Origin of the sequence: Nocardioides sp. LMS-CY (genome assembly GCF_018732145.1) — a bacterium.
GTDB classification, from domain to species: Bacteria; Actinomycetota; Actinomycetes; order Propionibacteriales; family Nocardioidaceae; genus Nocardioides; species Nocardioides soli.
The window spans coordinates 3,280,313-3,298,904 of record NZ_CP076104.1 but is presented as its reverse complement, the minus strand read 5'-3'; the positions used below and the strand labels follow the sequence as shown (position 1 = coordinate 3,298,904).

The window sequence follows — 18,592 nt, the reverse complement described above, 5'->3', positions numbered from 1 at the left end:
GGGGAGTGCAGTCCGACGCGCCGTCAGTCCGGCCCGGGATCGGCCGGACGCCGGCGGAAGGCGGTGCGCGGCGGTGGCACGAGGAGGACGGCGAGCACGGCGAGGAGCAGCACCGTGCCCGGCGGACCGGTCATGGTGCGGGTCAGCGTCGCCGCCGGTCCGGTGATGGCGGTGACGAGCACCGCCTCGACCTCGGTCCGGGGCACCCAGGTGGGGTCGGGAACGTCGTTGGCGTCGCCCTGCAGCCGGAGTCGCGAGCCGTCGGCGTCGACCTCGACCACGCGGTGGGTGTAGCGGTCCGGGGGAGCGCCGACGACGAGGATCCGTCCGGCCCGGAGGTCGTCGTCGGTCGGCGGCCGGGTGAGCAGCACGTCGCCGCGATGCAGGGTCGGCTCCATCGATCCGCCGTCCACGACCGTGAGCTGGCGATCGGTGAGCAACGGCAGGGCGAACGGCGCGACCAGGGCGAGACCGATCGCCGCGACCGCGGTCCAGCGCAGCACCCTGCCGACCGTCACGGGCTGTTCCAGTCGGCGGCGATCGTGCTCGCGAGCGACGACCAGCCGGCCTTGGTGTAGACGACCCGGTAGGAGACCGGCACGGTCGCCCCCGGCGAGCAGCGCGCGGCGTCCGAGTCGAGGAGCCAGCCGGCCGCACAGGTCAGCGTCGACAAGGCGTCGGTGCCGGTGGGGGTGGGCGTCGACCGGTCGCTCGTGGTGCCGTCACCGAGCTGGCTGGTGGCGTTCGCCCCCCAGCAGTACGTCGTGCCGGAGCCGACCGCGCAGCTGCTGTCGAACCCGCTGCCGACCGAGGTGGCGGTGACGCCGGCCAGGGCGCTGCCGGGGTCGACGGCGACCGGTCTCGGCTGGTTGCTCGTGACGCCGCTGCCCAGCCGACCGTTGTGGTGGGCGCCCCAGCAGTACACCCCGCCGTCGGCGATGGCGCAGGTGTGCGAGACACCCGCGGCGAACTCGGTGATGGTCTTCCCGGCCAGTGCGCCGGACGCGTCGACGGCGAGCGGAATCGCGGAGTCCGCGCCGGCCGTGCCGCTGCCGAGCTGCCCGTAGGTGTTGAACCCCCAGCAGTACGCCGCGTCGTCGGCGATGGCGCAGGTGTGCGAGCCACCGGCACTGATGGCGGTGACGGTCCTGCCGGTCAGCACGCCGCCGGCGTTGACGGGCACGGGCGTCGAGCTGCTGCCCCCGACCGACGCGTTGCCGAGCTGCTTGGAGCCGTTGTCCCCCCAGCAGTAGGCGACCCCGCCGGCGATTCCGCAGGTGTGGCGCGACCCCGCCGAGACCGCGGTCCATGGCCCCCCGGGACTGCTGACCGGGCCGGGGATCCTGCGGAAGAGATCCGTGCCACTGAGCTGACCGTAGCCGTTCGAGCCCCAGCAGTAGACGGCTCCACCGACGAGCGCGCAGTTGTGATTGGCGCCGGAGGTGATCGTGCTGACCGTGCCGCCCGGGAGCGACACCGCGACCGGCACGGTGCTGCTCGCGCTCCCCCCGTCGCCGAGCTGGCCGGAGCCGTTGCCGCCCCAGCAGTAGGCGGCATCGTCGGCGATCGCGCACGAGAAGAAGTCGCCGACGCTGATCGCGGTCACGGTCCTTCCGGCCAGCGCACCGGTGTCTCTGACGGCGGTCGGCTCCGACCGGTTGGTCTTCGTGCCGTCGCCCACGGTGCCCTCGCTGTTCGAGCCCCAGCAGTAGGCCCGGCCGTCGGCCAGCTCACAGGCGTGGAACCGCCCGCTGGCGACCGCGGTGGCGGCGGCGATGCCCCCGTCGGCCTCGACGGTGAGGTCGTCGGTGAGGGAGGCGCTGCCGTCCTCCGCGCTGACCGGGGCGTCGACGGCGGTGGTGGTCGCCCCGACGGTCCGCTCGACCGAGTACGCCGGCGCCACGTCGGCGCGCACCGTCGGCGCCGACCAGGTCACCGTGGCGGCGCCTCCCGCGGCGTACTCCGCGGCGCCGTCGGTCACCGGCGCGAGCACGGCCGTCGCCATCGCCTGCGGTGCCGTGGTGGCGGACTCCGCGGTGAAGACGGCCGCGGCCGTACCGGGGGCGAGCGCCAGCACGAGTCCGGTAGCCCCGGCGAGGGCGCCGTTGCGCCATCGACGGTGGGTGCGCATCGCGTTCACCTCCTCCGGTTCTGGAGTCATCGGGCCGTCGCGGTAAGGACCAGCTCGAGTGGCGTGGTGGTGCCCTGAAGGTCGTCGCCGGCGGAGGGCAGGACGTCGACGACCAGGGTCGCGACGGTCCGCTGGCCGGGGGCCAGCAGCACCGGTCCGCCGATGTCGTCGAAGCGGACCCGTCCGTGCAGCCCGGATGCCGACGCATCGGTCCGCAGCCGTCCGGAGAGCCGGATCGGCACGGCGTCGCTGTTGGTGACCGGCACCGTCAGCGCCACGACGCTGTCGCCGGGCAGCAGGCCGCTGGTGACGGTGGGCGTGGCCCAGCTGATCGCCGACTCGTCGATGGCGATCAGCGAGCAGCCGGCGCCGTACTCCACCCGGGTGGTGTCGGCGTGGGCCGGGGGAGCGCCCGTTGGGGCGAGCAGCGCCCCGGCGACGACCGCGACCGACAGCACCGCCCCGGCGGTGCGTCTGCGCCGGGCTCGGAGCAGCACGACGACGCCGACGGAGACCAGGGCGAGCGCGAGGGCGAGCACCCAGAAGGGCGTTCCGGCGCCCGTGTCGGGCAGGGATCCGACGGTCGCGGTGCAGGTCCGGCCGATCTCGGTGAGGGCTGCCCGGGTGATCACGATGCGCTCCACTCCGCTGTCAGGTCCATTGCGGCAAGAGGCGACCAGCCACGCTTGGCGTAGTCGATCCGATACGACACGGACACGTCCGGTCCGGGGGCACATCGGGTCGCGTCGAGCAGCCAGTCGGGCTCGCAGAAGGGCTCGGTCAGCCCGTGCCCCTCGTCCCCTGCGAGCACCGGTTCGTAGCTGCGGCGGACCGAGCTGCCGTCGCCCAGTTGGCCTTCGCCGTTGTCACCCCAACAGGCGACCACCCCGGCGCTCACGCAGCCGCTGCCGGGCCCGAGGGAGATGGCCGTGGCCGTGGTGCCGTGAAGGACGCCGGTGGTGTCCAGGGCCACGGGCACGGAGGATCGTGCGCTGAGCTCGACCGAACCCCAGCAGTACGCCGCACCGGAGGCGACCGCGCAGGTGCCCAGGTCTCCGCCGTCGATGTCGGTGACGGTTCGGCCGGCGAGCGCGTCGTCGGTGCTCACGGCGACCGGCACGTACTGATCGGTGCTCGTGCCGTCGCCGAGCTGTCCGCGGGCGCCGCGCCCCCAGCAGTACGCCTGACCCGAGGCGACGGCACAGGCGTGGCCGTTGCCCGCCGTGACCCGGGTGACGGTCGTGCCCGCCAGGGCTCCGTCGGTGCGCACCGCGACCGGGACGCTGCTGGTGCTGACGCCCTCGCCGTCGCCGACGGCACCGTCGCCGTCGTAGCCCCAGCAGTAGGCGCGGCCCGCGGCCAGGGCGCAGGCGATGCCGCCGCCGGCCGCGACGGCGGTAACGGTCTTGCCCGCCAGGGCGCCGCTCGTGCTGACCGCCACCGGGACATAGCTGGCGGTGCTGCCGCCGTTCCCGAGCTTGCCGTTGCCGTTGTCTCCCCAGCAGTAGGCCCGCCCGTCGGCCACGGCGCACGTGAAGTTGTAGCCGGTGCTGATGTCGGTGACGGTCTTGCCCGCCAGGACCCCGTCGGTGCTCACCGCGACCGGGACGGAGCTGGTGGTCGTGCCGCCGTCGCCGAGTCCGCCTCCCCAGCCCCAGCAGTAGGCCCGTCCGTCGGCGACCGCGCAGGTCTGGGCGAGGCCGACGCTGATGTCGGTGACGGTCTTGCCGGCGAGGACGCCGCTGGTGGACACCGGGGTCGGGACATTGCGGCTGGTGGTGGTGCCGTCGCCGATCTGCCCGTACACGTTCCGGCCCCAGCAGTAGGCGGCGCCGTCCGCGATCGCGCAGACGTTGAAGGCACCGGCGCTGACGCGGGTGACGTCCCGGTACCTGAAGTCGGCGGCACGGGTGAGGTCGTCGGTGAAGCCGGTGCGGCCGTCGGAGGTGGTGAGGGTGGGGTCGATCTCGGCCGTGGCCGCCTCGACCGTGCGGCGCACCGTGTACGCCGGCGCGACGTCGTTCCGCTGGGTCGGCGTGTCCCAGCCGACCGTGGCGACGCCCGCGGCCGTCCGGGACGCGGAGGGGTCGCCGAGGGCCCCGACCTCCGCGGCGTGGGCCTCCTGCGCCGCGCCGACGACGGCCTGCGCGGTGAAGGAGGCGCCGGTGGTCGGCAGACCGCCGGAGAGGGCGAGCAGCAGCGTGGCCGCGCCGGTGACGCCCAGCAGCCCGAGGCCGATGTGGGGCACGGTCAGTCCGCGACCCAGCCGGCGGTGGGCGCCGTGGTGTTGCGGGCCTGGATGGCGTCGATCTGGGCGGTGAAGCCGGCGTCGAGGCCCTGGAGGGTGTTGTCGGCCGTGGTGGGCAGTGAGATCGTCACGGTCATCGTCTGGCCGCCGGCCGCGGCGAGTGCGGGGCCGATCTGGAGGGCGCCGGCCTGCCATGCGGTGAGGCTGCGGGTCTCGGAGGCGGCACCGACGGCCACCTCGACCTGGATCGCGGACTCGAGGGCGGTGTCGCCGCCGGCGGTCTTGGGCAGCCGGATCGTGTAGTAGACGTCCTCGCTGCCGGTGTTGGCGAGGTCGATGGTCGTGCTCTCGCTGTCGCCGGGCAGCAGGCTCGCCGCGCTGATCGGCGCCGAGGAGGCCGCGGTGCCGGCCGTGATCGCCACGGTGGCCGTGCCGACCGACTGGCCGCCGACCGTGGCCTGGGAGGTGAAGTAGGCACCGGTGACCGCGATGCCCCCGGCGACGAGCGCCGCGGCCGCGGCGACCCCGACACCGGCCACCACGATCTTGCGCCGGCGGGTGAGTCCGCGGGAGTGGCGGGCGCCGGCGGGCGCCGGCGGGGCGGGCTGATCGGTGACTGACAAGGGTGCTCCTCGGACGGACGGGCAGGACGCTCGTCACGCTAGGGAGTACGACGCCCCCGCCGTGCGGACTCCAGCCACCCCTTTCCGTGGTTCTCCCGACTCCCGGTCACGGGGTCCGCGGCAGCTCGGCGACCTCGTCGCCCGTCACCGCGCTGGCCAGGCCGTCCCGGCCGTGCGGCAGGATGCGGCCGGTGAACCGCCCCTCCGGTACGGCGTCGAGCCGGCTGGCGAGCCAGTGCGCGATCGCGTCCAGCTCGGTCTCGGACAGCACCCGGTCGGACGCGTCGTCGAGCAGCACGACGTCGACGCCGCGCCGGCGGGCGGCCATCGCGGCCTCGATCATCGGAGGCCGGCTGATCCGGCCGCCCCGGTACTGGTCGCGGAGCCGGCCGTCGAGGGCGGCGCACTCCCGGCGCTCGTGCTCGGTGAGCTCCGCACCGCTCTCGAGCCGCTCCAGCATGCGGCCGATGACCTCCTCCAGGGCCCGGGACCGCTCCCGCAGCTCGCGAGCCGCCGCCTCGCGGAACACCTGGGCACGCACCGCCGCCAGCTCCTCGGCCCGCAGCGCCGTGGTCCGAGCCTGGGTGCGGGCGGTGCCCAGCACCAGCAGCACCCCGATCGCCAGGATCACCAGGTGCCGGGTCGTCGAGGCGAGCACGTCCGCGACGTCGTTCGGCCAGAGGTAGGCACCGCTCAGCGAGAGCACGACGGCGACCAGGCCGCCGAGGACCGCCACACCCGGCCGGCCTCGGACCGCGAGCGCGAGGAGGACGAAGCCGCAGGCCGCGACGTACCAGGTGTCCCCGTAGCGGTGCTCGTCGCGCGGGATCGGGACGAGGCTCAGCGCGGTGGTGGCGACGACGATCGCGACGACCACCCAGGCACGTGCGGGAGTGGGCCGGGCCAGCGAACGCCAGCCGATGGCGAGGAAGGCCGCACCGACGCCGACGATCGCCAGGCCGGCGACCGCGGGGTCGCCGGCCGCAGCGCCGGCGATGCCGGCGAGAACCGCCTGGGCGGCCCAGAAGACCGCGATCGTGACCAGGATCCCCGTTCGCACCCGGCGGTCCTCCGCCGGCAGGATGCCCGTGTCCACGGCCGGGGCGGCCGGCTCCTCCGCCGGGCGGCCACGGGTCCAGGCGAGGGTGACCCGGGTGCCCGAGCCCGGTCGCGACTCGACCCGGGCCTCGCCTCCGGGCACGCCCCGCACCCGCCCGACGATGCTGGTGGAGATCCCCATCCGGCGGGGCGAGACCCGGGCCGGGTCGAACCCCACACCGTCGTCCGCGACCCGGATCCGCACGTCGTCGTCCGAGATCGCCATCTCCACCGAGATCGTCGCCTGCGGCCCGGCATGGGTGCGGCTGTTCACGAGTGCCTGGCGCAGAGCGCCCGTGAGCGCCTCGGCGACGTCGAGGCCGACGGAGGCCGCGGCGCTGCCCGTCCGCCGGCTGTCGATGAGACCGACCCGGGCTGCGGGGCACTCCTGGGCGGCGGTGTCGCGCACCTGGCGCACCAGGTCGTCGACGGGCACGCGCGCGGCGGCCTCCGGCTCGTGCAGGTCGCGAAGCAGCCGACGGGTGCGGGCGGCCTGGGCCGCGACCGCGGTGCGCAGGGCCGGGACGTCTCGTGCGGCGAGCACCAGCGTTGCCAGCAGCTCGTCGTGCACGAGCGTCTGGAGGCGGCGTCGTACGCCGGCGCGGGCGTCCTCGGCCGACCGGTGGGACGCCCGGGCGTAGGCGACCCTGGTGGAGCGGTCGAAGTCGCGGCTCGCCGCGACCAGGGTCCCGAACAGCAGCACGAGCGCCAACGAGGCGAAGAAGGCCTGCACGTCGCTCGCCAGCGCGCTCAGGGTGTCGTGCCCGACCAGGACGCGGAGCAGCTGGATCGCCGCGGTGGCCGCGAGCAGCACCAACCACGCCGCACGCCGTCCCCAGGCGACCAGCGCCGCCGCGACCGGCGCCGCGGTGAACGTGAGCACCCACGGCACCTCGCCGTCGCTCACCCGCCCGGACGCGGCAGCCAGGGCCAGGACCAGCAGCAGCACGCCGTACTCGACGACGACCAGCGCGTTCAGCCAGCGCAAGGTGGGCAGGTCCGACCAGGGCGCGCTGCCCGCGGCCAGCAGCGGCAGCAGGATCGCGATCGCCGTGAGCACCCACGGGGACGTCGGAGTGCCGAGCCGGTCGGGCTGGGTGACGACGAAGGAGGTCGCGACCGTGGCCGCCAGCGTGCTCGCGCCGACGACCCCGGTGCACAGGCGCAGGGTGCGCAGCTCCGCGCGCGGCTCGCGCGCCGCCGTCGCGGTCACGACAGGGTGGGGTACGGCAGGATGCCGTCCTCCATCCCGCGCCGGTACAGGTCCACCTTGGTGTTCGCGGGACGGCTCAGCTGGGCGTAGACGGTGCGGATCCTGCGGATGTGGTCGTCGATGGTGTTCTCCGTGACGCTCAGGCGGCGCGCGACGCTCTTCGCGGGGAGCCCGGAGGCGTAGAGCGCGAGCACCTCGCGCTCCCGGTCGGTCAGCGGCGCCGAGCCGAGCTCGGGGTCGGAGTCCAGGGCGGCGGCCCACTCCGTGGTCACGATCGGCTGTCCGGCCGCGGCCGCGGCGATCGCCCCGATGATGTCCTCCGGTGCGGCCGACTTCCGCACGATCCCCAGCACCCCCGAGCGGGACACCTCCCGGATCAGGAACGGGTTCTCGCCCGAGGTCAGCACCAGCACGTCGGTGCCGCGGTCACGAAGTCGCTCGACGTTCTCCGAGGGCTGGGAGCCGTCCCGCAGGTTCAGGTCGAGGACCACCAGGCGGGCGTGGATCCCGGCGGCGATGAGCTGCGGCACGGACGCCGCGTGGCCGGCGAACTCGAGCGCCTCGTGGTCGTGGATGAGGCCACCGACGGCCAGCGAAACCAGCTCGTGATCGTCGACGATCGCCACCTGGATCGGCTCCGGCACCCTGTCCCCTCTCGTCGCCGCCCACCGTAGTCGGCGGACGCGGCACGCGTGGCCGAATCCGGACGGGCCCGGTGTGGGCCGGGACTCAGGGGGTGAGCAGCTCGATCCGGGGGCCCTTCGCCGGGTCCGGGCGCGGGTCGTAGTCGGGTGTCGCGTCGTATGGCTCCCAGGCCAGGTAGGTGCGCAGGTGGCGCTCGACGTACGGCGTGACCTCCGCGACCGTGACGTCGCGCCCGAGTTCGAGGCTCAGCGAGGTGACGCCCGCGTCGGAGATGCCGCAGGGGACGAACCGGTCGTACCAGCCGAGGTCGACGTCGCAGTTGATCGCGAAGCCGTGCATGGTCACCCCGCGACTCACGCGGATGCCCAACGCGGCGATCTTGCGCTCCGGCCCCCGGTCGTCGGCCCGCAGCCAGACGCCGCTGCGCCCCGGCACCCGCGCCGTGGTGACGCCGAGGTCCGCGCACGCCCGGATCAGCGCCTCCTCGACCCGGCGCACGTAGTCGACGACCTTGACGTGGTCGGGCAGCATGACGATCGGGTAGCCCACCAGCTGACCGGGTCCGTGGAAGGTGATCTTGCCGCCGCGGTCGACGTCGACGACCGGCGCGCCGCCGGGGTCGAGCGGGCGCTCGTGCAGCTCGGTGCGCTTGCCGGCCGTGAACACCGCCGGATGCTCCAGGAGCAGCACGGTGTCGGGCCGGTCGCCGTCCGCGACCCGCTCGTGCAGGTCGCGCTGGAGATCCCACGCGGCCAGGTAGTCGACGAGTCCGACGTCCTCGAACTTCAGCCGGTCAGTCACGCGTCGAGCGTACTGCGGCGCCTGTGGACGGCCGACGGGACGGTCTCGCCTGCTGGGTAGGAGAGAGGCATGACGTTGCTGCTGTCCCTGGTGCTGCCGGTGCTCGTGGCCGCCCCGGCCGCACCACCTGCGATCGAGGCCGCCGCCGTGCTGCATGCCTGGGACGAGCGACGCGCGACGGCGTGGGCCGACGGCGACGTGACCGCGCTGCGGTCCCTCTACGTGCCGGGGTCGGCGACCGGCCGGGCCGACGTCGCGATGCTGCGCGCGTGGGTGGCCCGCGGCCTGCGGGTCGAGGGGTCGTCGATGCAGCTGCTGCGCGTCGAGGTACGTCGGGCGGACGGGTCGCACCTGACGCTGGTCGTCACCGACCGGCTCGTCGGGGCGGTCGCCGTCGGTCCCGGCGTACGCCGCCCGCTGCCGCGGGACGAGGCCTCGACCCGGCGGATCGTGCTGGTGCGCCGGGCGGGGGAGTGGCGCGTGGCTCAGGCGAGCCCGGCGCGGACCACCTCGTGGACGGTGCGGTCGCGGAAGGAGTAGCCCGTCGCCTCGAGGACCGTCGGCCGCAGGTTGATCGAGCCGAGCACCTCGCCGGACACCGGGCCGGCGCCGACCCTGATCGCGAACGCCGGCGCGGGCAGCAGCGCGCGGCGGCCGAGCGCCCGGGCGAGGGCCTCGGTGAACTCGGCGTTCGTCGGGGTCTCCGGACAGCACAGGTTCACCGGCCCGGAGACGTCGTCGAGCTCGGCCAGGTGTGCCGCTGCGCCCACCCAGTCGCGCAGCGAGATCATCGCCATCCGCTGCCGGCCGCTGCCGAGCCGGCCCCCCAGGCCGGCTCGGAAGAGCAGTCGCAGCTGCTTGAGCGGCGCCGCGCGGCGGTCCATGACCGGCGAGGTGCGCAGCACGCAGACGCGGGCACCCGCGGCGACGGCCGGGGCCGTGGCGTCCTGCCACTCCCGGGTCACGGCGGTCATCAGGCTCTCGCCGCGGCTGTCGGACTCCTCGGTCACGACATCCTGCCCGTGGTCGCCGTACCACGCGATCGCGTTGCCGGCGAGGTACGCGGGACGCCGCTCGCTGGTCGCGACCGCCTCGGCCAGCACCCGGGTGGTGGTCACCCGGCTGGCCCGCAGCTCCCGCGCCCAGCGGCGCGAGTGGGGGTTGCCGATCGTGGGCGTGCCGGCGAGGTTGACGACGACGTCGGCGGACTCGATCACGGCGCGGTCGTAGACCCCGGCGTACGGGTCCCAGCTCGACTCGTCCGGCGCCGACGTCGGCCGCCGGGTGAGCGCCACCACCGCGTGCCCGCGCCCGACCAGCTCCTCGGAGAGATGGCGCCCGAGGAAGCCCGAGGCGCCCGCGATCACGACGGTCCTGGTGTCCACGCCCCCACCCTGCCATGCCCCGAAATGCCGAGTAGGCACCAGATTTCAGCCGAAGCTGAAATCTGGCGCCTACTCGGGTGAAATCTGGCGCCGGGTCGGCGGTCAGACCTCGAAGTGGCCGGCCTCCAGGCGCTGCTTGACCTCGCGGAGGAAGCGGCCGGCGTCGGCGCCGTCGACCAGCTGGTGGTCGTAGGTCAGGGACAGGTAGACCATGTAGCGCACGGCGATCGTCTCGCCGAGGTTCGGGTCGTCGATGACCACCGGGCGCTTGACGACCGCGCCGGGGCCGAGGATCGCGACCTGCGGCTTGTTGATGATCGGGGTGTCGAAGAGCGCCCCGAAGCTGCCCAGGTTGGTGATCGTGAAGGTGCCGCCGGAGAGCTCGTCGGGCCCGATCTTGTTGGTGCGGGTCCGCTCGGCGACGTCGGCGATCTTCTTCGCCAGGCCGGCCACCGACAGGTCGCCGGCGTCCTTGATCACCGGGGTGAGCAGGCCCTTCTCGGTGTCGACCGCGAACGCGACGTGCTCGCGGTCGAAGTAGGTGACCTCACCGGCCTCGGTGTCGAGGGTGGCGTTCAGCGCCGGGTGCTGCTTGAGCGAGTCGATCGCCGCCTTGGCGAAGAACGGCAGGTACGTCAGCTTGGCGCCCTCCCGCGCCAGGAAGTCGTCCTTCACCGCCTCGCGCAGGCGGGCGATGTTGGTGACGTCGACCTCGACGACCTGGGTCAGCTGGGCCGAGGACTGCAGCGAGTCGCGCATCCGCTCCGCGATGATCTTGCGCAGCCGCGAGATCTTCTCGGTCTTGCCGCGTAGCGGCGACGGCTGCACGGGCACCGGGGCCGCGGCCGGGGCGGCCGCCGGAGCGGCGGGAGCCGCCGCGGCAGGGGCCGCCGGCGCCGCGGGGGCCGCCGGCTGGCGGGCGTCGAGCACGTCCTGCTTGCGGATCCGACCGCCGACGCCGGTGCCGCGCACCGTCGCCAGGTCGACGCCGTGCTGTGCCGCGAGCTTGCGGACCAGCGGGGTCACGTAGCCGGGGCCGTCGGAGTCGGCCGCCGCGGGCGCGGCGGGAGCCGGGGCGGGGGTCGCCGCGGCCGGTGCCGGAGCGGCGGGGGCGGCCGGCGCGGGCGCCGGCTCGGGCGCCTGCTGCGGCTCGGGCTCCGGTGCCTTCTCGGGCTCGGGCTGGGCCTGCTGCTGGGTCTGCTGCGGGGCCTGCTGGGCGGGCGCGGCGGAGGCGTCCCCGATCACGGCCAGCTCGGCGCCGACCTCGACAGTCTCGTCCTCCTGCACCTTGACCTCGAGCAGGGTGCCGGCGACCGGGGAGGGGATCTCGGTGTCGACCTTGTCGGTGGAGACCTCGAGCAGCGGCTCGTCGACGGCGACGTCGTCGCCGACCGACTTCAGCCAGCGGGTGACGGTGCCCTCGGTCACCGACTCGCCGAGCGCGGGCAGAGTGACCGACGTGCCGCCGCCGGAACCGCCGGCCGGCTCGGCCTCGGCTGCGGGCTGCTCGGGGGCCGGCGCGGTCGCTGCGGGCTGCTCGGCCGGCGCGGGCTCCGGTGCCGGCTCGGGCTCGGGCTGGGATTCCTGCTGCTGCTCCTGCTGCGGCTCGGCGGCCTGCTCCTGCGAGCCCGAGGACTCGCCCGCGTCGCCGATGACCGCCAGCACGGCGCCGACCTCGACGGTGTCGTCCTCGTTGGCCTTGATCTCGAGCAGGGTGCCGGCCACGGGGGAGGGGATCTCGGTGTCGACCTTGTCGGTGGAGACCTCCAGCAGCGGCTCGTCGACCGCGACCGTGTCGCCGACCTGCTTGAGCCAGCGGGTGACGGTGCCTTCGGTGACTGACTCGCCGAGTGCCGGGAGGTTGACTTCGGTGGCCATGGAGTTCCTTCGCTTCGAGTGCTGAGTCTTGTTCTGGACGTCTGGTTCTGGACGGTCAGGAATGTGCGTGCAGGGGCTTGCCCGCGAGCGCGAGGTGCGCCTCGCCCAGGGCTTCGTTCTGCGTGGGATGGGCGTGCACGAGCGGCGCCACGTCGTCGGCGTACGCCTCCCAGTTGTAGATCAGCTGGGCCTCGCCGATCAGCTCGCCGACCCGGTCGCCGACCAGGTGCACGCCGACCACCGGCCCGTCCTTGCGGCGGACCAGCTTGACGAAGCCCTGCGTCTTGAGGATCTGGCTCTTGCCGTTGCCGCCGAGGTCGTAGGTCACGGTCTCGACGCCGTCGTCACCGTACGTCGTGCGCGCCTGCGCCTCGTCGAGGCCGACGGAGGCGACCTCGGGGTGGGAGTAGGTGACCCGCGGGATGCCGGCCTCGTCGATCGGAGTCGGGTCGAGCCCGGCGATGTCCTCGGCCACGAGGATGCCCTGCTGGAAGCCGCGGTGCGCGAGCTGGAGGCCGGGCACGATGTCGCCGACGGCGTACACGCCGTCGAGGTTGGTGCGGCAGCGCTGGTCAGCGAGCACGAAGCCGCGGTCCATCGCGACGCCCTGCTCGTCGTACCCGAGCCCCTCGGTGACCGGTCCGCGACCGACGGCGACGAGCAGCAGCTCGGCCTCGATCACGCTCTGCTCACCGTCGGCTCCCTCGACGGTCACGGCGACGCTGGCGTCGGTGGTCTTCACGCTCCGGAAGGAGGTGCCCGTGCGGAACGCGATCTTGCGCTTGCGGAACGCCCGCTCGAGCGCCTTCGACGACGCCTCGTCCTCGGCCGCGAGCAGCCGGGGCAGGGCCTCGACGATGGTGACCTCGGCCCCGAAGCTGCGCCAGACGCTCGCGAACTCGCAGCCGATCACGCCGCCTCCGAGCACGACCACCGAGGCCGGCACCCGGTCGAGCCGGAGCGCCTGCTCGGAGGTGATCACGCGCTCGCCGTCGATCTCGAGATCGGGGAGGCTCTTGGAGTAGGAGCCGGAGGCGAGCACCACGTGCGTGCCGGTGTACGCCGTGCCGTCGACGGTCACCTCACGCGGGCCGGTGAGTCGGCCGGCGCCCTCGATCACGGTGATGCCGCGGCCCTTGATCAGGCCCGTCAGGCCCTTGAAGAGCCGCGAGACGACCCCGTCCTTGTAGGCGTTGACGCCGGCCATGTCGACGCCCTCCAGCGTGGCCCGCACGCCGAACTGCCCCGACTCGCGCGTCTGGTCGGCCACCTCGGCTGCGTGCAGCAGCGCCTTGGTCGGGATGCAGCCCACGTGCAGGCAGGTGCCGCCGAGGTTGCCCTTCTCGACGAGTCCGACCTTCAGACCCAGCTGGGCCGCCCGGAGAGCACAGGCATAGCCGCCCGAACCGGCACCGAGGATGAGTACGTCGAAGTCGGGATCGGCCACGGGCCCATCTTTGCACTTCTGACCCGCCAGTCCACACCGGCCTCCCGACTACCGAGCGGTCACCACCGGCGTGGAACCGCGACGCTGCGTGGCGGGTGTTGGCACACTTGACCACATGTCATGGATGGACCGCTTTCGCCGTGGGTCGAAGGTGCGGATGAGCGCCCCGGCGCAGGACGCCGCCCGCACCGGCTCGACCCGGGTGCGCGCCTCGGACTCGATGGACGTCGGGCACCTCTACACCTGGGTCGCCGAGCGCCGCGGGGTCGAGGGCTTCGTCGAGCCGCGGACGGCGGTCAGCGACGTGACCCTGCTCCTCGTAGCCCATGACGGCGAGTGGACCCGGCGCCGGGTGCCGTCGGCGAAGTGGGCCCACGAGTTCTGCAACAAGCAGCAGATCCCGTCGTACGACGCCGCCGTGGTCGGGATCCCGCAGCGGATGCGCGACTACAACCGGCGCAAGAAGCTGCAGGGCGGGGCGTAGCTGCTCCCTCCGACTGACTACCCGGCCGACCGACTACCGCGCCGCTACCAACGCCCGCGCGTAGTCGACCAGCGTGCCGACGGCGACGCCGGTGCCGCCGCTGGTCACGTGACCCCAGGGGCCACCGGAGTTGAACGACGGGCCGGCGATGTCGAGGTGCGCCCACGGCAGCCCGCCGGTGAACTCGCGCAGGAACGCCGCGGCGTACAGCCCGCCGCCCCACCGGATCCAGTCGTGCTGGGAGAGGTCGGCGACCTTGCTGCTGCGGATCCGCTCGTTCATCGCCTCGGGGATCGGCATCGGCCACATCTCCTCGCCGGCGGTCGCCGCGGCCGCGAGCACGTCGTCGACGACGTCGGGGGAGCCCATCACCCCGGCGACCCGGTCGCCGAGCGCGACGACCATGTGCCCGGTCAGGGTGGCGACGTCGACCAGCACGTCGGGCCGCTGCTCGGTCGCGCGCACCAGCGCGTCGGCGAGGATCAGTCGGCCCTCGGCGTCGGTGTTCTGGATCTCCACGGTGGTGCCGCCGTACTGCGTGAGCACGTCGCCGGGCCGGATCGCGCTGCCGGAGAGCATGTTCTCGGCCATCGGTACGAACGTGCTGACCTTGAGCGGCAGGCCGAGCGTCGCGATCGCGTACGTCGCCTGCACGACGGCGGCCGCCCCCGCCATGTCGGACTTCATCTCGCCCATGCTCTGCGCGGGTTTGATCGTCAGGCCGCCGGAGTCGAAGGTGATGCCCTTGCCCACCAGCGCCAGGTGGTGCTTGGCGCCGCGGGGGGAGTAGCTGAGCTCGACCAGCCGCGGCGCCGCGGACGAGCCGGCACCGACGCCGAGGATGCCCCCGCAGCCCAGCTCGGCGAGCGCCTGCTCGTCGTACACCTTGATCGCGATCTTCGGGGCGCCGCGACCGCGCGTCAGCTCCTTGGTCGCGGCGGCGACGGTGTCGGCGAACGCCGGCGGCGTCAGGTCGCCCGGAGGGGTGTTCACCCAGTCGCGGGTGACGGCGACGGCGCGGGCGACGACCTGCGCCTCCTCGAACGCCGCGACCGCCTCCTTGCGGCGGGCGACCTCGCTGAGCACGACCACCTCGCCGGGGGCCGAGTCCTTCCCGTCCTTCTTCGCCGGGCCGGACTTGTAGGCGGTGAAGGTGTAGCCACCCAGGAGGTGCCCCTCGGTCACCGCGCGGACCAGCTCCGGGGAGCCCGCGGGCAGCGCGAGGGCGACCGACGCCGCGTTGCCGACCGAGCGGCCGGCCACGCCGGCGGCCCGGCGTACCGTCGTGGGGTCGACCTTCTTGCCCAGGCCGACCAGCACCAGCAGCGGCGAGCCGAGGGTGCCGGCGGTCGGCACCTTGACCGCCTCGCCGGCCTTGCCGGTCACGCCGAGCGTCGCGAGCAGCGGCCGCAGCTTGCGTCCGTAGGCCTTCGCGACGTCGCCGCCGCCGTCGGCCAGCTCGGGGCCCTTGGCGCCTTGCACGACGCCGATCACCACCGCATCGCACTTGGTCTTCGCGGGGCTGGCGCTGCGCAGGGTGTACGTCGTCACCGGGGCAGGATAGTGCGGACCTGCCGAGGTGCGCGCTCCTCCCGGGCGCTCGGCTAGGGTCGCCACATGGCCGACCTCCTCCACTCGCCACTCCACGACCGGCACGAGGCGTCGGGTGCCAAGTTCGGGGAGTTCGGTGGCTGGTCGATGCCGCTGGAGTACCCCACCGGCGTGGTCAAGGAGCACACCGCGGTCCGCGAGGGCGTCGGCGTCTTCGACGTCAGCCACCTGGGCAAGGCCGTGGTGGCCGGCCCGGGTGCGGCCGCCTTCGTGAACAGCACGCTCACCAACGACCTCGGGCGCATCGCTCCCGGCCAGGCGCAGTACACGCTGTGCTGCGACGACGAGACCGGCGGCGTGGTCGACGACCTGATCGCCTACCTGTACGACGACGAGCGGGTGCTGCTGGTGCCGAACGCCGCGAACACCGCCGAGGTCGTGCGCCGGCTCACCGCGGCCGCGCCGGAGGGCGTGACCGTCACCGACGAGCACCGCGACCACGTGGTGCTCGCCGTGCAGGGCCCGCGGTCCGACGAGGTGCTCGGCGCGCTCGGGCTGCCGGTTGGGCACGACTACATGTCCTTCGGGGTCGCTCCCTTCGAGGGTGCGGACGTCGTGGTGTGCCGCACCGGCTACACCGGCGAGCGCGGCTACGAGCTGATCGCGCCGAACGCCGTCGCCGGCGCGCTCTGGGACGCCATCCTCGCCGCGGGCGCGGAGCATGGCATCACGCCGTGCGGCCTGGGCGCCCGCGACACCCTGCGCACCGAGATGGGCTACCCGCTGCACGGCCAGGACATCTCCCTCGACGTCACACCCAACCAGGCCCGCATCGGCTGGGCGGTCGGCTGGAAGAAGGACGCCTTCTGGGGCCGCGACGTGCTGACCTCCGAGCGCGAGGCCGGCCCGGCGCGGGTGCTGCGCGGCATCGTCGCCACCGGCCGCGGCATCCCGCGCCCGCACATGTCGGTCAGCCTGACCGCCGACGTCCCCGTCGGCGAGGTCACCTCCGGCACGTTCTCGCCGACGCTGCGCAAGGGCATCGGGCTCGCGCTCGTCTCGTCCGCCGTGGCCCCCGACGCCGAGGTCGGCGTCGACATCCGCGGCCGGCGCGAGGTGTTCCAGCTGGTGAAGCCGCCGTTCCTCGACCCGTCCGTGCGGGAGGACTGATCCGTGAACCTGCCCGACCAGCCGCCCACCTTCCGGCCCCCGAGCCCGGCCGAGCGTCCGTGGTGGTGGCGCCTCGAGAACGCCGCCGGAGCCGAGGTCGCCGTCGCGGGAGACCTCGCCGGCCAGCGCTTCGCCAGCCAGGCCGACGCCGAGTCCTGGGTGGGCGAGATCTGGTCGGACCTCGCCGACCAGGGCGTCGACGCCGTCACGCTCTTCGAGCACGACCGGCAGGTCTACGGACCGATGTCGCTGCGGGCCTGACGCGGCCCGTCGCGTTGGGGTCATGATGGCGGCATGGCCGGGGACGACGCCGACTTCGCCGCCTACCTGGCGGCCCGGTGGCCGTCGGTCGTCCGCACTCTGATCCTGCTCGGCGGCCCGCCGGCGCAGGCCGAGGACGTCGCCCGCGACGCGCTCGCCCGCTGCTACGGCTCGTGGGAGCACGTCCGCCGCGAGGACGACGTCGACGCCTACGTCTACCGCACGGTCCTGGAGCGCTGGCGGCACGGCCGGCGGCACCGGGCGTCGGTGCCGCCGACGGTGCCAACGACGGAGGCGGCGACAGTGCCGGCGACGGAGGCGGAGGGCGAGGAAACCGGTCCGGTGCGGCTGCGCCGGGCGCTGGAGGCCGAGCTCGACCGGCTGGCCGAGGAGCCACGCGAGGCGGTGGTGCTGCGGTTCGTCGCCGGGCTCGACGACGTCCAGGTGGCCGGTGCGCTCGACGTGCCGCTGGACGCGGCGCGGCAGCGGCTCTCCCAGGCCCTCGCCGAGGTCGACCTCGACGCGCTGCGGGAGCTGGACCCGTGAGACCGCGCGAGGTGCTGGCGGCGGACCTCTTCCGTCGTGCGTCCGAGTCGATCGAGGTCTCGTCGGTGCCGCTGGAGGAGATCGTCGGCGCGGCCCGGGCCGAGCGCGTCCGGCGCCGCCGGCGCGCGCTCGTCGGCGTGGCCGTGGCGGCGCTGGTCGTCGGCGTCGCGACCTGGCTGTCGACCCGCTCGTCCTCGGAGCCCGACAGCCTCGGCCCGCTGGAGGTCAGGCGGGCGCCGAACCCGGTGGACGTCGCCTGGTACGCCGGCGGGCGCCTGCACCTCGACGACGTCACCGTCGCGCTGCCGGCCCTCACCGATCTCGTGGAGCTCAACGGCGGGGCGGTGTACGGCGACCACCAGGGCACCGTCGCCTTCGTCGCTGCCGACGGCGAGCGGCGGCTGCTGGGCCACAAGGACCCCGACACGCTGCTGGTCGGCTCCACCGCGCAGGCCTGGGTCGCCTGGATCGAGCCGGGCGAGGACCGGCGACTCGTCGCGTACGACGTCAGCACCGGCGAGGTGGTCGACACCCGCGACCTGCCCGCCGGCGACGCCCAGCTGATCGCGCTCGACCACCACCGGATCTTCTACCGCGACTCGGCGGGCGCCTACGCCTGGACGCCCGGCGTCGACAGCGCGGAGCGCCTGGTGCGCGGCGGACTCGTCGACGTCGAGTCCGCCACGCGCGTCTACCAGGAGGGTCGGCGGATCGACATGGTCCAGGCGTTCTTCAGTGTGGACTTCGAGCGCCCCGGGATCGGCGCGCTGCTCTCGCCGGGCGGCACCCACGTGCTGACCCGGCGGCCGGACGGCGCAGCGACGCGGGTCGGCGCGCCGTACCGGCCGCTGCTGTACGACGCGCGCTCCGGGGATGCGCTCGACACCGGCGTCGGGCGCGGCGAGCGGGCGGTCGACGCGACGTTCGGGGACAACCTCGAGACGGTCTACCTGGTCGCCCAGGTGGCCGACCTGGCGGGTGGGTCCGACCTCGACGGCAACATCGACCCGCTGCTGGTGCTGCGCTCCTGCTCGATCGGCGGCCAGTGCCACGACGTCGCCCCCGTGCAGACCGGCACGGACCGGCCGCTGCTCGCGCACTGACCGGCCTG

The 18,592-nt window shown here is 74.2% G+C and carries 18 protein-coding genes; 6 read left to right on the top strand and 12 right to left on the bottom strand.

What is annotated here, in order from left to right; all coding sequences use genetic code 11:
• Positions 1 to 23 precede the first annotated feature (23 nt).
• From KM427_RS15755 to lipB, 8 genes are all read right to left on the bottom strand, one after another.
• On the bottom strand, positions 24 to 518 hold the full coding sequence (locus tag KM427_RS15755) for a signal peptidase I (protein ID WP_215524479.1): 495 nt from the start codon (positions 516 to 518) through the stop codon (positions 24 to 26).
• Complete coding sequence (locus KM427_RS15750) at positions 515 to 2,131, bottom strand: RCC1 domain-containing protein (RefSeq protein WP_215524478.1); 1,617 nt, start codon at positions 2,129 to 2,131, stop codon at positions 515 to 517. Before KM427_RS15750 ends, KM427_RS15755 begins: the two co-directional genes overlap by 4 nt.
• 26 nt (positions 2,132 to 2,157) lie before the next feature.
• Positions 2,158 to 2,763 (bottom strand): LPXTG cell wall anchor domain-containing protein, encoded by a 606-nt coding sequence (locus KM427_RS15745; RefSeq protein ID WP_215524477.1) that lies wholly within the window; start codon positions 2,761 to 2,763, stop codon positions 2,158 to 2,160.
• Positions 2,760 to 4,379, bottom strand: coding sequence for an RCC1 domain-containing protein (locus KM427_RS15740; protein ID WP_215524476.1), 1,620 nt, complete (start codon positions 4,377 to 4,379; stop codon positions 2,760 to 2,762). The genes KM427_RS15745 and KM427_RS15740 overlap by 4 nt, the downstream gene beginning before the upstream one ends.
• 2 nt (positions 4,380 to 4,381) lie before the next feature.
• A complete protein-coding gene (locus tag KM427_RS15735; RefSeq protein ID WP_215524475.1) occupies positions 4,382 to 5,002 on the bottom strand; it encodes a hypothetical protein in 621 nt (206 codons plus the stop codon).
• A 106-nt stretch (positions 5,003 to 5,108) separates the two neighbouring features.
• Entirely contained in the window at positions 5,109 to 7,313 is a 2,205-nt protein-coding gene (locus KM427_RS15730; protein WP_215524474.1) for a DUF8320 family protein, read from the bottom strand.
• Positions 7,310 to 7,957: a LuxR C-terminal-related transcriptional regulator gene (locus tag KM427_RS15725; protein WP_215524473.1), complete on the bottom strand. Its 648-nt coding sequence runs from the start codon at positions 7,955 to 7,957 to the stop codon at positions 7,310 to 7,312. The genes KM427_RS15730 and KM427_RS15725 overlap by 4 nt, the downstream gene beginning before the upstream one ends.
• A gap of 85 nt (positions 7,958 to 8,042) precedes the next feature.
• Positions 8,043 to 8,759 (bottom strand): lipoyl(octanoyl) transferase LipB, encoded by a 717-nt coding sequence (gene lipB, locus KM427_RS15720; RefSeq protein ID WP_215524472.1) that lies wholly within the window; start codon positions 8,757 to 8,759, stop codon positions 8,043 to 8,045.
• A 69-nt stretch (positions 8,760 to 8,828) separates the two neighbouring features.
• Between lipB and KM427_RS15715 the strand changes: the two genes are divergently transcribed.
• Complete coding sequence (locus KM427_RS15715; RefSeq protein ID WP_215524471.1) at positions 8,829 to 9,299, top strand: hypothetical protein; 471 nt, start codon at positions 8,829 to 8,831, stop codon at positions 9,297 to 9,299.
• Here KM427_RS15715 and KM427_RS15710 read toward each other — a convergent pair.
• From KM427_RS15710 to lpdA, 3 genes are all read right to left on the bottom strand, one after another.
• Positions 9,245 to 10,144: a TIGR01777 family oxidoreductase gene (locus tag KM427_RS15710; RefSeq protein ID WP_215524470.1), complete on the bottom strand. Its 900-nt coding sequence runs from the start codon at positions 10,142 to 10,144 to the stop codon at positions 9,245 to 9,247. The two genes, KM427_RS15715 and KM427_RS15710, sit on opposite strands and share 55 nt — an antisense overlap.
• A gap of 102 nt (positions 10,145 to 10,246) precedes the next feature.
• Entirely contained in the window at positions 10,247 to 12,022 is a 1,776-nt protein-coding gene (gene sucB / locus KM427_RS15705; protein ID WP_215524469.1) for a 2-oxoglutarate dehydrogenase, E2 component, dihydrolipoamide succinyltransferase, read from the bottom strand.
• Between the two features lie 55 nt (positions 12,023 to 12,077).
• Positions 12,078 to 13,469, bottom strand: coding sequence for a dihydrolipoyl dehydrogenase (gene lpdA, locus KM427_RS15700; protein WP_215524468.1), 1,392 nt, complete (start codon positions 13,467 to 13,469; stop codon positions 12,078 to 12,080).
• A 157-nt stretch (positions 13,470 to 13,626) separates the two neighbouring features.
• Here lpdA and KM427_RS15695 point away from each other — a divergent pair, with 157 nt between their 5' ends.
• Positions 13,627 to 13,953, top strand: a complete 327-nt coding sequence (locus tag KM427_RS15695) for a hypothetical protein (RefSeq protein WP_183594150.1) — start codon at positions 13,627 to 13,629, stop codon at positions 13,951 to 13,953.
• Positions 13,954 to 13,986: 33 nt separating this feature from the next.
• Here KM427_RS15695 and KM427_RS15690 read toward each other — a convergent pair whose 3' ends face one another.
• A complete protein-coding gene (locus KM427_RS15690) occupies positions 13,987 to 15,504 on the bottom strand; it encodes a leucyl aminopeptidase (RefSeq protein ID WP_215524467.1) in 1,518 nt (505 codons plus the stop codon).
• Between the two features lie 66 nt (positions 15,505 to 15,570).
• Here KM427_RS15690 and gcvT point away from each other — a divergent pair, with 66 nt between their 5' ends.
• Genes gcvT through KM427_RS15670 form a run of 4 tightly spaced genes read left to right on the top strand, consistent with a single transcriptional unit; the run spans position 15,571 to position 18,584 of the window.
• Positions 15,571 to 16,674, top strand: a complete 1,104-nt coding sequence (gene gcvT, locus KM427_RS15685; protein WP_215524466.1) for a glycine cleavage system aminomethyltransferase GcvT — start codon at positions 15,571 to 15,573, stop codon at positions 16,672 to 16,674.
• A 3-nt stretch (positions 16,675 to 16,677) separates the two neighbouring features.
• Positions 16,678 to 16,935, top strand: coding sequence for a hypothetical protein (locus KM427_RS15680; RefSeq protein ID WP_215524465.1), 258 nt, complete (start codon positions 16,678 to 16,680; stop codon positions 16,933 to 16,935).
• A gap of 33 nt (positions 16,936 to 16,968) precedes the next feature.
• Positions 16,969 to 17,481: an RNA polymerase sigma factor gene (locus KM427_RS15675; RefSeq protein ID WP_215524464.1), complete on the top strand. Its 513-nt coding sequence runs from the start codon at positions 16,969 to 16,971 to the stop codon at positions 17,479 to 17,481.
• Positions 17,478 to 18,584 carry a hypothetical protein gene (locus tag KM427_RS15670; RefSeq protein WP_215524463.1) on the top strand — a complete coding sequence of 369 codons (1,107 nt, stop codon included), beginning with the start codon at positions 17,478 to 17,480 and terminating at the stop codon, positions 18,582 to 18,584. The genes KM427_RS15675 and KM427_RS15670 overlap by 4 nt, the downstream gene beginning before the upstream one ends.
• The last annotated feature ends 8 nt before the right edge of the window (positions 18,585 to 18,592 follow it).